Consider the following 13,017-nt stretch of genomic DNA (forward strand, 5'->3'; position numbering starts at 1 on the left):
GTTGACCGACGCCGACACGCCCTCCAGCTTGTTCAGCTTGCGCTCGATCCGGTTCGCGCACGAGGCACACGTCATGCCACCGATCGAGAGCTCGACGGCGTTCTGCCGGTCATCGGTGACCTGGGACATCACCTTCTCCTTTCGCTCGCTCAGTGGCTGTGGTCGTCGCCGTGCCCACCGGAGGTGGACGTAGGCGCCGGTACCTGCGCTCTCTTACCCGCGGAGAGGGTGAAGTCGGCCGTACGGACCTCGCCCCCGTGCTGGAAGTCGAGGAACAGCCGGTAGTCGCCGGTGCTGGGCGCCTCGGCGTAGAAGACGATCTCGGGGCCGGGCCTGGTCTTGCCGTCGCCGGGCTCGCCGTCCGGGTGGACGTGCAGGTAGGCGAGGTCTCCGGCGCGCAGGGCGACCAGGTGGCCGTAGGCGCCGAGGTAGGGCTGCAGGTCGGTGACCGGCTCGCCGTCCTTGCGCACCTTGAGGGTCAGCTTGCTGGACTGCCCCGGCGTCAGCTCGCCGTCGAGGGTGACCTCGTATCCGTCGATCTTCGCCGTACGGCTCTCCTTCGGGAGCGGCTCGGGCCGGTAGTCGCCGGCCACGGGCAGGTCGGCCCCCAGGGTCAGGGCGGCGCCGCCGGCCGGCTTGAAGTCGGCGAAGGCGCGGTACGGCCCCGCGCCGGGCAGCGTCAGCCTGACCGACCAGACGCCGTCGGGAGCCAGCTCGGGGTGCAGGTGCCGGAAGGTCTCCAGGTCGCGGGAGACGACGATGAGGTGCAGCTTCTTGTCGTGCTCGACCTCGTAACCGGTGACCGGCTCACCGTCGGGGCCGGTCACGGCGAAGCGGAAGTCGGTGGGCTCGCCCGGCTTGATCGACGTGGTGAGCGGCGTCAGGGTGTAGCCGTCCTGGGAGACCTGGAGCCCCCCGGGGGTATCCGCCTTCGCCGGCTCGGCGGGGTGCTCCCCGTGCCCGGCGCTCGCGGCGGGCGTGGCGGAGAGCTCTCCGGCGGGCTCCCCGTGCGCCGCGCCCGCCGTCGTGGCGGCGTGCTCCTCGGCCGGGGGCGGCGCGATCGGCCCGACCACCTTGCCGACGCCCAGGGCGCCGCCGAAAACGACGGCCAGCCCCAGGACGTATGAGCCCAGCTTGGCCCCGGTGTTCACCGCTCCACCACTTCGTAGCCGGCCTCTTCGACGGCGGCGACGATCTCCGCCGCGTCGACGGGACCGTCACTGTCCACGGTCAGCAGGCCGCTGGCCAGGTCCACCTCGACGGCGGTGACACCGGCCACCCCGCCGACCTCCTCCTTGACCGAACTCACGCAGTGGCCGCAGGTCATGCCCTTGACGGTGTAGGTGGCGGTGCTCATCTCGGTGTCTCCTTCGATCCTCAGGAACGGACAAGTCTGGCGATGGCGTCGGAGGCCTCCTTGACCTTGGCCTCCGCCTCCGGCCCGCCCTTCTGCGTGGCCTCGGCGACGCAGTGGGCCAGGTGCTCTTCGAGCAGGGACAGAGAGAACGACTTCAGCGCGCTGGTCGCCGCCGACACCTGGGTCAGGATGTCGATGCAGTATTTGTCGTCTTCGACCATGCGCTGCAGGCCGCGGACCTGCCCTTCGATGCGGCGCAGGCGCATCGCATGGTCCTGCTTGTTACCGCTGTATCCGGCCATGTCCACCCCTCTCCTCGTCAGTCGCCTGTCACAACACCATACCCCCCTACGGTATTCCCGGCAACCACGGCGACCCGACTTGACATATACCCCCCGGTGGTATCTATTGAGCACCGCTCGACATACCCCCGTGGGGTACAAGCATCGGAGGATTGATCATGTCCGCACCGTCCCCCCGGCGCTGGGCCGCCCTGGCCCTGATCGCCACGGCCCAGTTCATCGTCATCATGGACACGTCGATCATCGGCGTCGCCCTCCCCCGCATCCAGCAGGACCTCGGCTTCACCCAGGAGAGCCTGTCCTGGGTCTTCAACGCCTACGTCGTCGCCTTCGGCGGCCTCCTGCTGCTCGGCGGCCGCCTGTCCGACCTGTTCGGCGCCCGCCGGCTCTTCGGCGCCGGCTGGATCATCCTGCTCGCCGGCTCGCTCCTCGCCGGCATCGCGCCCGAGGTGTGGGTGGAGCTGACCGGCCGGGCCGTACAGGGCGTGGGCGCCGCGCTGATCGCACCGTCCGCGCTCACGCTGCTGATGATGCTGTTCGGCCACGACCCGCGCGAGCTGACCAGGGCCCTGGCCCTGTATGGCGCCGCCGCGCCCGCCGGCGGCACCGCCGGCGTCTTCCTGGGCGGCGTCATCACCGAATACCTGAGCTGGCCCTGGGTCTTCTACATCAACGTGCCCATCGCGCTCGTCGCGCTGCTGGCCACCGGCCCGCTGATGCCCGCCGCCCGGGCCCGGCGCGGCTCCATCGACGTGCTCGGCACGCTGACCGTCACCCTCGGCCTCGGCGCCGCCGTCTACGCCATCGTCCGCGCGCCCGAGGTGGGCTGGGGCTCCGCCGAGACGTGGATCGTGCTGGCCGCGGCCGTGGCGCTGCTGGTGGCGTTCGTCGCGATCCAGGCCCGCCGCCGGGAGCCGCTGATGCGCCTGTCCATCTTCCGCACCCCCGACCTGTCGGCCGCGAACCTGACCCAGCTCCTGCTGGGCGGCGCGTGGATCCCGATGTGGTTCTTCCTCAACCTCTACCTGCAGCAGGTCCTCGGTTACAGCGCCTTCCCCAGTGGCGCGGCCCTGCTCCCGATGACGGTGCTCATCATGATCGGCATGATCGTCCTGGCGCCGCGGGCCATCGGCCGCTTCGGCCCCAAGGCCACCACCGTCACCGGGCTCGTCCTGCTCGCGGCGGGGATGGCCTGGCTGTCCCTGATCAGCCCGGACGGCGGCTTCGCCACCGACGTCCTGCCCGCCAGCCTGGTGGCCGCCCTGGGCATGTCGCTGGCCTTCATCCCCTCCCTCGGCACCGCCATCTCCTCCGCCCGCCCGGAGGAGGGCGGCCTGGCCTCGGGCATCGTCAACACCAGCTACCAGGTGGGCTCGGCGCTCGGCCTGGCCGCGATGACCGCCGTGGCCGCCGCCAACGGCGCCGGCCGGCTGGGGGATCCGCCGGCGCTGACCGACGGCTTCTCCGCCGCCTTCGTCGGAGCCGCCGGGATCGCGGTCGCGGGCGCCCTGATCGCCGCGGCGACCCTGCGCTCCCGCACCGCCGCCCCCGGCGGCGAGGTCCCCGCCTCCCGCGACTGACGCGGTGTGTCACGTACGGGACACGACCGCCCGCCATGGCCCGGGACGAGGCCGTCCGCCTTGGCCCGGGCCGGGACTCCGGCGGCTCCCCCGCCCGCACCATGGCCGGCTCTCAGCCGCGGACGGTGTGCCGCCCCTTGCGCCGCTCGCCCAGCCGTACGGCCGCGAACACCAGCAGGGCCAGCAGCACCGTGGCGATGACCACGTTGGTGCCGACGCCGACATAACCCTCCACCAGCGACCAGTTCTCCCCCAGTGCCCAGCCGGCCAGGACGAAGACGGTGTTCCAGAGCAGGCTCCCCGCCGTGGTCAGGAGCGTGAAGACGCCCAGCGGCATGCGTTCCACCCCGGCGGGGACGGAGATCATGCTCCGGAAGATCGGGATCATCCGCCCGAAGAACACCGTCTTGCGTCCGTGCTTGTGGAACCACGCCTCGGTCCTGGCGATGTCGGAGACCTTCACCAGCGGGATCCGCGCGGCCAGGGCCAGCGTGCGTTCGCGGCCGAGCAGCGCGCCCACCCCGTACAGCGCCAGGGCCCCGACCACCGAGCCGGCGGTGGTCCACAGCAGCACCGCGAGCAGGTTCATCTCGCCCTGGGAGGCGGTGAAGCCGGCCAGCGGCAGGATCACCTCGCTGGGGAGGGGCGGGAAGAGGTTCTCCAGCGCGATCGCGATCCCGGCCCCCGGTGCGCCCAGGGCCTCCATCAGGTCAACCAGCCATTCCGTCATGGCTCAGAGACTAGAGACGATCAAGGTCCGGCCACCATGAGGCGGACAGCCGTTCCGGGGTGCGGGAAACCACACCCCCCGTGGCCACCATCGTCCGGCGCGGGACCTGGAGCCCGTGCCGGACGGCCGTGGCTACTAGTGGAATGGATCGTTCCGTTCTGCTAGGGTGAATGGTGTGCGGCCGCGGGGTCGCCAGGAACGAAGGGCACGAAAATGATCCTTGTCGTCGGAGCCACCGCTCACTTCGGCCGCCAGACCGTCGACTCGCTCGTCGCCGCGGGTCACCCCGTCAGGGCGCTGAGCCGGACCCCCGAGCGGGCCGGGCTGCCCGCCGGCGTCGAGGTCGTCCAGGCGGACCTGACCAGGGCGGAGACGCTCGGCCCCGCGCTGGCGGACGTGACGGCGGTGTTCCTGGTGCTGCCGTACGGGCTCGACCCGGCGCCGTTCCTGGACGCCGCGCGGCGGGCCGGCGTGCGGCGGATCGTCTTCCTGTCCTCGGGGGCCGTGGTGGACGGGGCGGAGAAGCAGCCCGACGTGATCGCCGCCTACCACCACGGTGTCGAGCAGGCCGTCAAGGCGACCGGCGCGGAGTGGACGTTCCTGCGGATCTTCTTCCCGGCCGTCAACTCGTTGTCGTTCGCGATGCAGCTCGGCGGGGGTGACGTCGTGCGCGCCCCGTACGCCGGGGCCGCCGCCACCGTCGTCCACGAGCGCGACGTCGCCGACGTGGCGGCCCGGGTGCTGACCTCCGGCGGGCACGCGGGGCGGGTCTACGAGCCGACCGGGCCCGCGTCGCTGACCCAGGCCGAGCAGGTGAGCGCGCTCGGCGCGGCCCTCGGCCGCGACCTGAGCTTCGAGGAGCTCGACGCCGGGCCGGTCAGGGAGCAGATGGGGCGGTTCATGGACCCCGACTTCGTCAACGCGCTCTTCGACCTGATGGCGGCCACGGTGGGCCGCGACGCGCCGGTCAACTCCGTCGTCGAGGAGCTCACCGGGCACCCGGCCCGCACGTACACGCAGTGGGCCGCCGACCACGCCGCCGACTTCAGCTGACGTGCCCGGAGAGGTAGGCGCGCAGGTGGACGGCGGCGTCGAGCATGGCCTCGCCCGTACGGGTCAGGCCGGCCAGCCGCTCGGCCACGGCGGCACGCAGGGCCGTGGTGTCGCCCGTGCGGCGCAGGCCGTCGAGGATGAGCCTGATCTGCGGCAGCGGATGGCGCCCCTGCCGCAGCACGTGCACCACGCGGGCCTCGCGCACGTCGGAGGGGCCGTAGACGCGGTAGCCGGTGCCGGGCTCGCGCCGGGGCGCGAGCAGCCCGGCGTGCTCCCACACCCGTAGCGCGGAGGCGCGCACGCCGAGGTGGGCGGCCACCTCCCCGATGCGCAGGTCCGCGCGGGGCGCCTCGGGGGCCCCAGCGATCTGCCCGGCGATGGCGTCGAGGGTCTCGGCGGTGGTCCTCAGCGAGGCGCGCTGCTCGTGCAGCGCGGCGTGGCAGGCGTCGACGAGGGCGAACGCCCGGGCGCGGTCACCGTCGTGCACGGCCAGCATGATCGACCGGGCCGCCTCCGCCCCGTATCCCTTGAGCATCGCCCGGTAGGCCAGCAGCGCGGCGCGGTGATGTGCGCCGAACGTGCGGTAGCCGGTCTCGGTGCGGCCGGCGGGCGGCAGGATGCCCGCGTCGACGTAGTTGCGGATCTGCTGGGTCGAGACGCCTGCGAGGCGGGCCAGGTCGACCGGGCGCAACCTCGATCGTTCGGCACCCACGGCAAGCATCTTAGGTCTCCGCCCGGCCCGGCGAGCCCAGGCCCGACTCCCCGTCCGGCCCGCCACGGCGGCTTCTCACCCAGCCGTCCCCCACGGCTCCCCGCCCGGCCCGTCCCTGCGGCTCCCCGTCCCTGCGGCTCCCCGTCCGGCGGCTCCCCGCCCGGCCCGTCCCGGCGGCTCCCCGCCCGGCTCGGGGTGTCGTGGAAACTCGCCTGCGGCGGATTGCGCTGTCAACGGCCCGGGACGTCGCCGCTCATTTCCCCCGACAACCGCCGCCACTTCGCCGGACCCGCACCCGGCGAACGGCCACTTCGGGCAGATTTCCGCTGGTCAGCGGGGTGGCCGTCATCTGAGGAGACCCTTAACCCGAGCGGCCGGATTTGCCTTCCCCTCGTTTCCGTCCGCCCCGGCCCGCGGTCCGGAGACAGGAAAACCCGCACGCCCGCCCGCCACCGGCGCACATTCCCGGCCATACCCGAAACCGTTTTCCGGGGGTTCCCTTCATCCGGCCGGACAACGCGCGCCGCACATCCATGCGGGACGAGATCGCGAAATCGCCGGCCAGCACCGTATCACGCCTCCTCGCGGGCCGCCCCGCGAGGGCCCGCGCGGCGTCCTCCGCACGGCCGCCCGGTGCCCCGTCGGGCCTCGCGCGAAACATTGACCCCTGCATTGACACCTGACAACAAATGCTTGTTATGAAATCAAGTGGTCACTTACCGATTTCCGCAGAACGTCACTTATGCTGCCGACCCCGCCCGGCTACAATTTTACCGACAAGGATTGATACTCGATCTGCGATTCACGCTCTTCCGGAACGGCGATCCGCATCGAGTAACCCCTGTAGCGACGCACGCGAAAGGGAGCGTGATGAAGAACATCGCGAGATCGTATGTCACCGACGCCTCACCCCTGCCCGCGCCCTGGCGCGACGCCCATGTGGCGGTGGTGGTCCCCACCTATGACGAAGCCGGCAACATCGCCGAGCTGACGCGCCGGGTGCACGCGCTTGACCTGCCCAACCTCACCCTGATCATCGTCGACGACGACTCCCCCGACGGCACGGGCGCGATCGCCGACGACCTCGCGCGACGGGCGAACGCCGACCGCCCCGGCCGGATGGCCGTGGTGCACCGCAAGGTGAAGGAGGGCATCGGGCGGGCCTACGTCGCGGGCCTGAAAGAAGCGCTCCGCCGGGGCGCGGATTTCGTCGTGCAAATGGACGGCGACCTGAGCCACCGCCCCGAATACATCCCCCGGATGCTGGGCACGATCATGTCCGCGCAGGCCGGAGTGGTAATCGGCAGCAGATATGTCTCGGGCGGCTCGCTCTCGGCCGACTGGGGCCGCCACCGGCGGCTGCTGAGCAGGTTCGCCGGGATCTATGTCAACGCCATACTGAAGCTCCCGCTGCGCGACGTGACCGGCGGTTTCAAAATGTGGCGGCGCGAGGTGCTGAAAAACATAGATCTCGACGCGATCCGCAGTGACGGATACAGCTTCCAGGTGGAGATGAACCATCTGTGCCGGCAACTGGGACAATCCATCGTGGAGATCCCGATCCATTTCGAGGAGCGCAACTCCGGATCAAGTAAAATCAGCTTCGCAGTCCAGTTCGAATCGATGCTCACGCCGTTGGCCCTGCGGTTCGCCACGCGGCGGGAGCCGGTCGGCGAGGCGAGGGCGGCCCGTTCCATGGGCTGAACCTCGCACCGGAAAGGCTCCTCCGCCCCGGGCGTGAACGCGCCCGGGGCGGAGGAGTTTCCCTGTTCCCCCATGTCATGAGCGGCGCTCGGCTCTTGTGCCGAATGCGCTGGTCAAGAGGAGTGTCAAGAAGTCACTGGGGGCGCGGCTGAGAGCGGCGGCCATGCGGGCGCCCCTGTCGCGCACGTCAGATCCGGGTGACCCGGGCCCGCCGGCCCCGGCCCGATGCGGCCTCCGCCTTCACTTCTCCAGAAAGGCTCAGTACAGTTCCGATGACAGTCAACGGCATTTTCTTGAATGACAAATACCCTGACTGAGACTTTACTGGGGAGCGCAAAAAGGACGGGCCGCAACCGGTGAACTCCTGGTCACCGGCGTACGACGTTCGGTTATGGGGGAGAAAACGAGCCCGACACCTGCGAATATCTTGGGCATGGGCTCGGTAAATAGCTCTGAGAGGCGGAGACCGTTCTCGGGGGTCCGGTGAACGAGATGGAGCAGGAGATGGTTCCAGTCTTGACGTACGGAATACTCGGTCCGCTGATCGTCCGTCGGGGGGAGACGGACATTCCCGTCGCGGGGGTGCGGGACCGCACGGTGCTGGCCCGGCTGCTGCTCTCCCTCGGCGAGGCGGTGTCCAAGGACCAGCTGATCGACGCCCTGTACGGCGACTCGCCCCGCAAGACGGCCTCCACCCAGATCCACGGGGCCATCAAGCGCCTGCGCTTCCTCATGGGCGCCACCTCGATCGAGACCAACGCCGGCGGTTACGTCCTGGTGGCCCCGCCCGAGGCGCTGGACGCCTACATCTTCGAGCGGCTGGTCATCCTCGCCCGCACGGCGCTGCGCGCCGGCCGTACCGGCGACGCGGCCCGCGACCTGAACCGGGCGCTGGAGTTGTGGCGCGGCCCCGCCCTGACCGGTTTCGACGGCGAGATCTTCGCGACCGAGGCCCGCCGGTGGGAGGAGCTGCGCCTGGCGGCGGTGGAGGAGCGCGTGGAGGTCCAGCTCGAACTGGGCCGCTACACCGAGATGATCCCGGAGCTGCACCGGCTGACCGCCATCCACCCGATGCGGGAGCGCTTCGCGGGCCAGCTCATGCTGGCGCTCTACCGCTCCCAGCGCACCACCGAGGCGCTGCGCACCTACAGCGACCTGCGCAACCGGCTGGTGGACGAGCTGGGCGTGGACCCCTCGCCCGACCTGCAACACCTGTACGAGCAGATCCTCCAGCAGGACTCCGCGCTGCACCAGTCGCCCGAGCCCGCCTTCACCCCGCAGCAGCTCCCCGCCGGCCTGCCGACGATGATCGGCAGGGACGGCGAGCTGAAGCAGGCCATGATGGCGCTGACCCCGGCGCAGCGCAGGCACCTGCCGGTCGTCGTCATCCTCGGCAACGGCGGCGTCGGCAAGACGACCCTGGCGCTGGAGGTCGCGCACCTGCTCACCGACAACTATCCCGACGGGCAGCTCTTCGCCAACCTGGGCGGCGCGAGCCCGCGCCCGGCCAAGCCGCACGACGTGCTCGGCCGGTTCCTGAGGTCGCTCGGCGTGAGCGGCCCGGCCATCCCCGCCGATCCGGAGGAGCGCTCGGAGCTGTTCCGCTCCCTGTCGGCGCGCAAGCGGCTGCTGCTCGTCCTGGACGACGCGGCCGACGCCCAGCAGATCGCGCCGCTGCTGCCCGGCAGCGCCGGATGCGCCGTGATCGTGACGAGCCGGGGCGACGCCCCCCAGTTCCACGGCGTCACCCTGATCGCGCTGCAGCCGTTCGACGGCGACGACGCCAGGGCACTGCTGGCCCAGAGCGCGGGGACCGAGCGCATGGCGGCCGAGCCGGAGGCCGTGGAGCAGGTCATCGAGCGCTGTCTGGGCCTGCCGCTGGCGCTGGCCATCGTCGGCTCCCGGCTCGCGGCCCGGCCCACCTGGCAGATCAGCAAGGTGGCCGCCAGGCTCACCGGCCGCCGGCGCATCCTGTCGGAGCTGCGCGAGGTCGAGCCGGTCCTGGAGTGGGCGTACGGGATGCTCGACGAGGAGAACCGCTCGCTGCTGCGCCGGCTCGGCCTGCTCGGCCAGCGGGGGGTGTCGGTCTGGATGGCGGCGGCGCTCGCCGACATCTCGCTGCCGGCCGCGGAGGAGCGCCTCGACCAGCTCGGCGAGGCGGGCTTTCTCTCTCCGACGGGGGTGCGCGGCTACGAGGGCATGACCTACACCTGCCATGACCTGGTGCTGGCGGTGGCGCACGACCGGGCGATGAAGGAGGACTCGCCGCAGGAACGGTCGGCGGCGCTCGAACGCTCCTTCGGCGCGCTGCTCAGCATGAGCGACGCCGCCTACGTCGCCGTCCGCGGCGGTCACTGGGGCATCGTGCGCGGCTCCGCGCGGCGCTGGCACCCTCCTGACCCCTGGCTCGAACGGCTGCCCTCGGGCTGGGCTCCGGCCTGGCTGGAGTCCCAGCCGGCGCGCATCTCGGCGGCGACGCAGCAGGCGGCGGAGCTGGGCGAGACGGAATACTGCTGGGAGCTGGCGCTGGCCCTGTTCCCGCTGCTGGAGTCCGGCGGCCACTTCGAGGTGTGGCGCTCGATCACCGACTCCGCGCTGGCGGCGGCCCGGGGGGAGGGCGACGTGCGCGGCGAGGCGGCCATGCTCTACTCCCAGGGCCACCGGGCCACGATCCGCCACGACATGGGCGAGGCGCGGCACCTGCTCGAACGCTCCGCCGAGTTGTTCCGCCGGCTGGGGGACGCCGGGGGCGAGGGGCTGGCGCTGAGCGACCTGGCCGCCATCAGCAGGACCGGCGGCGACCTGCACGCGGCGGAGAAGACGTACGCGCGGGCGGCGACGCTGCTCGCCGAGGCGGGCGACCGCGCGGGCGAGGCGGGGGCGGTGCACGGCATCGCCAAGATCTATCTGGACCGGCACGCGGACGGCACGGCGCGCATCTACCTGGGCAAGGCGCGGCTGCTCGTGCACGAGGCGGGGAACCTGGGGCTGGAGGCGCAGATCCTGCACAGCATGGCGGTGCTCGACGCGCATGCCGGGCATCTCGACACCGCCGAGCGGGGCTTCCAGCACGCGCTGCGTCTCATCCGCTCGCTGGACCACCACGTCGGGACGGCGTTCATCCTCATCGACCTGGGGACCCTGCAACTGGGGCGGGGTGAGCGTCACGCGGGGTTCCTCAATCTGCTGGAGGGGTGTGAGCTGGCGCAGATCGCCGGCGACCGGCGTACGGAGGCCAAGGCGAGGTACGCCTTGGCCTCGGAATATGTCAATTGCGGAGAAATGACGCTGGCAGCGGCCGAGTACGCGATGGCGGGGGAGTTGTACCGCGCGCTCGGCGACGAAGCGGGGGCGGCCCGCGTTCAGGAGGGTTCGGCGAAACTCGCACGGGCAGTGCCTTAGCGAAAGGGTGCTAGCACAGTCCCCATGGAGGGTCGGCCGGCACACATTGCGGGGTCGAGGCCGCTTGCGCCGCTACGGACGTGAGGCCCAGGACGCTGAAGAGAGCGATGAACGTGGCGGCAATGGCGTGTCTTGTTCTCATGGCTCTGATACTTCATGAGGCGACTACCTCTGCCCTATCCCTGCTCTGCCTCACCCGAGACAGCGCCTTGCCGTGGCACAACGTCTCGGCGTAGGAGAAGACGAAACCTCCTCCCACCTGCACCGGAGCGAGCGAGGCGAGATCACCGGGCAGGTCGTCGGCGAAGTGCAGGCTCGCCTCCCCCTCCCAGATCTCGCCGAACTCCACGTCCACGACCTCCGAGGCCACCAGTTGCGACATCGGCTTGTCCGACGGCACCCAGGCGGGGAAGTGCCTGGTGTGCACGAGCGGCACGGTGTGCAGCGCGGGCGGCTCGGCGGCCCGGCCGCCCAGGGTGACGCCGGCCTTGACGATGCGGGCGCCGTACTGGGAGGCGATCCCGTGGAAGACGCCGCCGGTCACCAGGTGGGGGCCGGTGCGGCCGACGGCCTTGGGATGGGTCAGGTGCACGGCGCCGAACTGCTTGGGCATGCCCTGGATCCAGCCGCGGGCCATCGGGATGGCCCCGTCGACCCAGGCGTACGGGCAGCGCGCCATCGGGCGGCCCTCCGCCGTGCAGGCGAGCAGGATGAGGAACTCGTTGAACTGGTTGCGCTCGGGGTCGTCGGCCTCCTCTTCGCTCTCCGAGCGCCAGTGCCAGTGGGCGAAGATGGCGGCGGCGGCCCCCGGGTCCGGCGCGGGTTCCACCCCGGGCGGAAGGAAGGCCGCCACCGCGGCGGGATCGGCACGGTACTCAACCATGATCACGTCTCCCGAGAAGTGCCAGGGAGGCGGGCTGACCATGGCCGCTTGCCCCGAGGGTGACAGCGGAAGGCTGTACCCACGGGGTCCAGTCGGATCTGTCAGGTCCATAGCTGCATCCGATCTGTCGGGTTCCAGGCCGCGGCCAGCCTGTGCGCCGCGGCCGCCAATCTGCGGGGCGAGTTGAAGCTGAAGGCCAGCCGGATCGCGGGGGTCGCGGTCCTGCCGAACCGGGAGCCCGGCAGGACCCTGACACCCGCGTCCCGCGCCCTGGTCACCAGCGCCTGCTCGTCGTGCCCGCCCGCCGCGTTCAGCCAGAGGAAGAACCCGCCCCCCGGCCGGTCGAACGTGAACTCCTCGCCCAGGTTGGCGCGCAGGGTGTCCACGAGGGCGTCCCGCCGGGCTCGCAGGCAGGATCTGAGCCAGTTGACGTGCTGGTCGTAGGCGCCGCTCACCAGCAGCACGGTCACCGCGAGCGAGGCCAGGTGGTTCGGGGAGCCGCCGCTGGTGAACACTCCGTGCGCCTGGATCCTGGCCACCGTCTCCGGATCGGCCGCCAGCCAGCCGAGGCGCAGGCCGGGGGCCAGGGACTTGGAGAAGGAGCCCAGCCGGATCACCCCGCGGTATCCGGACAGGGCGGCCAGCGGGTCGGTCCGGCCGCTTCTGCTCATGGCCAGCTCCGCGTACGCGTCGTCCTCGACGATCACCGCCCCGTGCCGGCCGGCCACTTTGAGGAGCTCGCGCCGCCGGGCGGACGGCACGAGCATCCCCGTCGGGTTGTGGAAGGTCGGATTGAGGTAGACCAGCGCCCGGCTCCCCCCGGCCGCGCCGAGCTCCCGGTCCAGCTCCTCCGGCACCATGCCGGCGGAGTCCATGGGGACGGCCCGCAGGCGCAGGCCGCTGTCGGCGAGGATGGCGTGGCCGAGGTCGTAGCCGACCTGTTCGACGAGCGCGAGGTCGCCCCGCCGGAACAGGATGGCCGCGATCAGGTGGAGCGCGTGTGACGTGCCGGCGGTCACCATGAGGTGGTCGGGCGTGCACGGAGGGCCGAGGCGGTCGGCGAGCAGGGTCCGCAGCGGCAGCGCCCCCGCGTCCGGGCCGTAGCTGAGCGCGGCCGAGCCGAACTCGGACAGCGCGTCGGCGTAGGCCCGGCGGAGGAGGTCGACCGGCAGCAGCGGCGGCTCCAGGTAGCCCGGGCCGAGGTCGAACATCCCCGGCGGGGCCACCTGCTGCACGACGTCCGGGTACCACCGCCTGCCGTGGGACAGCGACCCGGCCACCTCCTCGGCCATGA

Annotated in this window: 12 protein-coding genes; 4 read left to right on the forward strand and 8 right to left on the reverse strand. The window is 71.6% G+C overall.

Going from position 1 to position 13,017, the window contains the following annotated elements; translation table 11 throughout:
- From IO39_RS52405 to IO39_RS09835, 4 genes are all read right to left on the reverse strand, one after another.
- The coding region (locus IO39_RS52405) for a cation transporter (protein ID WP_157548127.1) at positions 1–129 on the reverse strand (129 nt) is incomplete at its 3' end.
- Between the two features lie 20 nt (positions 130–149).
- Entirely contained in the window at positions 150–1,151 is a 1,002-nt protein-coding gene (locus IO39_RS09825) for a DUF8832 domain-containing protein (protein ID WP_043619498.1), read from the reverse strand.
- Positions 1,148–1,357: a heavy-metal-associated domain-containing protein gene (locus IO39_RS09830; protein ID WP_043619500.1), complete on the reverse strand. Its 210-nt coding sequence runs from the start codon at positions 1,355–1,357 to the stop codon at positions 1,148–1,150. The genes IO39_RS09825 and IO39_RS09830 overlap by 4 nt, the downstream gene beginning before the upstream one ends.
- Positions 1,358–1,377: 20 nt before the next feature.
- Positions 1,378–1,659, reverse strand: a complete 282-nt coding sequence (locus IO39_RS09835) for a metal-sensitive transcriptional regulator (RefSeq protein WP_043619884.1) — start codon at positions 1,657–1,659, stop codon at positions 1,378–1,380.
- 158 nt (positions 1,660–1,817) lie between these two features.
- On the opposite strand from IO39_RS09835, the gene IO39_RS09840 reads away from it, so the two are divergent.
- Positions 1,818–3,239, forward strand: coding sequence for an MFS transporter (locus IO39_RS09840; RefSeq protein WP_043619503.1), 1,422 nt, complete (start codon positions 1,818–1,820; stop codon positions 3,237–3,239).
- Between the two features lie 112 nt (positions 3,240–3,351).
- Here the strand turns inward: IO39_RS09840 and IO39_RS09845 are convergent, their stop codons facing one another.
- Positions 3,352–3,969, reverse strand: a complete 618-nt coding sequence (locus IO39_RS09845; protein WP_043619505.1) for a DedA family protein — start codon at positions 3,967–3,969, stop codon at positions 3,352–3,354.
- A 213-nt stretch (positions 3,970–4,182) separates the two neighbouring features.
- Between IO39_RS09845 and IO39_RS09850 the strand changes: the two genes are divergently transcribed.
- Positions 4,183–5,022, forward strand: a complete 840-nt coding sequence (locus IO39_RS09850; protein ID WP_043619507.1) for an NAD(P)H-binding protein — start codon at positions 4,183–4,185, stop codon at positions 5,020–5,022.
- Here the strand turns inward: IO39_RS09850 and IO39_RS09855 are convergent.
- A complete protein-coding gene (locus IO39_RS09855) occupies positions 5,015–5,734 on the reverse strand; it encodes a MerR family transcriptional regulator (RefSeq protein ID WP_245641887.1) in 720 nt (239 codons plus the stop codon). The two genes, IO39_RS09850 and IO39_RS09855, sit on opposite strands and share 8 nt — an antisense overlap.
- An 870-nt stretch (positions 5,735–6,604) precedes the next feature.
- On the opposite strand from IO39_RS09855, the gene IO39_RS09860 reads away from it, so the two are divergent.
- Both IO39_RS09860 and IO39_RS09865 read left to right on the forward strand, forming a co-directional pair.
- The gene (locus IO39_RS09860) at positions 6,605–7,438 is read left to right on the forward strand and encodes a polyprenol monophosphomannose synthase (RefSeq protein WP_052422673.1); all 834 of its coding nucleotides are present in this window, start codon (positions 6,605–6,607) and stop codon (positions 7,436–7,438) included.
- A gap of 504 nt (positions 7,439–7,942) precedes the next feature.
- Positions 7,943–10,840, forward strand: a complete 2,898-nt coding sequence (locus IO39_RS09865) for an AfsR/SARP family transcriptional regulator (protein ID WP_169789041.1) — start codon at positions 7,943–7,945, stop codon at positions 10,838–10,840.
- 154 nt (positions 10,841–10,994) lie between these two features.
- Here IO39_RS09865 and mppR read toward each other — a convergent pair whose 3' ends face one another.
- Together mppR and IO39_RS09875 are read right to left on the reverse strand one after the other, a co-directional pair.
- Entirely contained in the window at positions 10,995–11,834 is an 840-nt protein-coding gene (gene mppR / locus IO39_RS09870) for an enduracididine biosynthesis enzyme MppR (RefSeq protein ID WP_052422674.1), read from the reverse strand.
- Entirely contained in the window at positions 11,825–13,015 is a 1,191-nt protein-coding gene (locus IO39_RS09875) for an aminotransferase-like domain-containing protein (RefSeq protein WP_063765247.1), read from the reverse strand. Before IO39_RS09875 ends, mppR begins: the two co-directional genes overlap by 10 nt.
- Positions 13,016–13,017 lie beyond the last annotated feature (2 nt).

Source organism: Nonomuraea candida (genome assembly GCF_000725485.1).
Classification (GTDB): Bacteria; Actinomycetota; Actinomycetes; order Streptosporangiales; family Streptosporangiaceae; genus Nonomuraea; species Nonomuraea candida.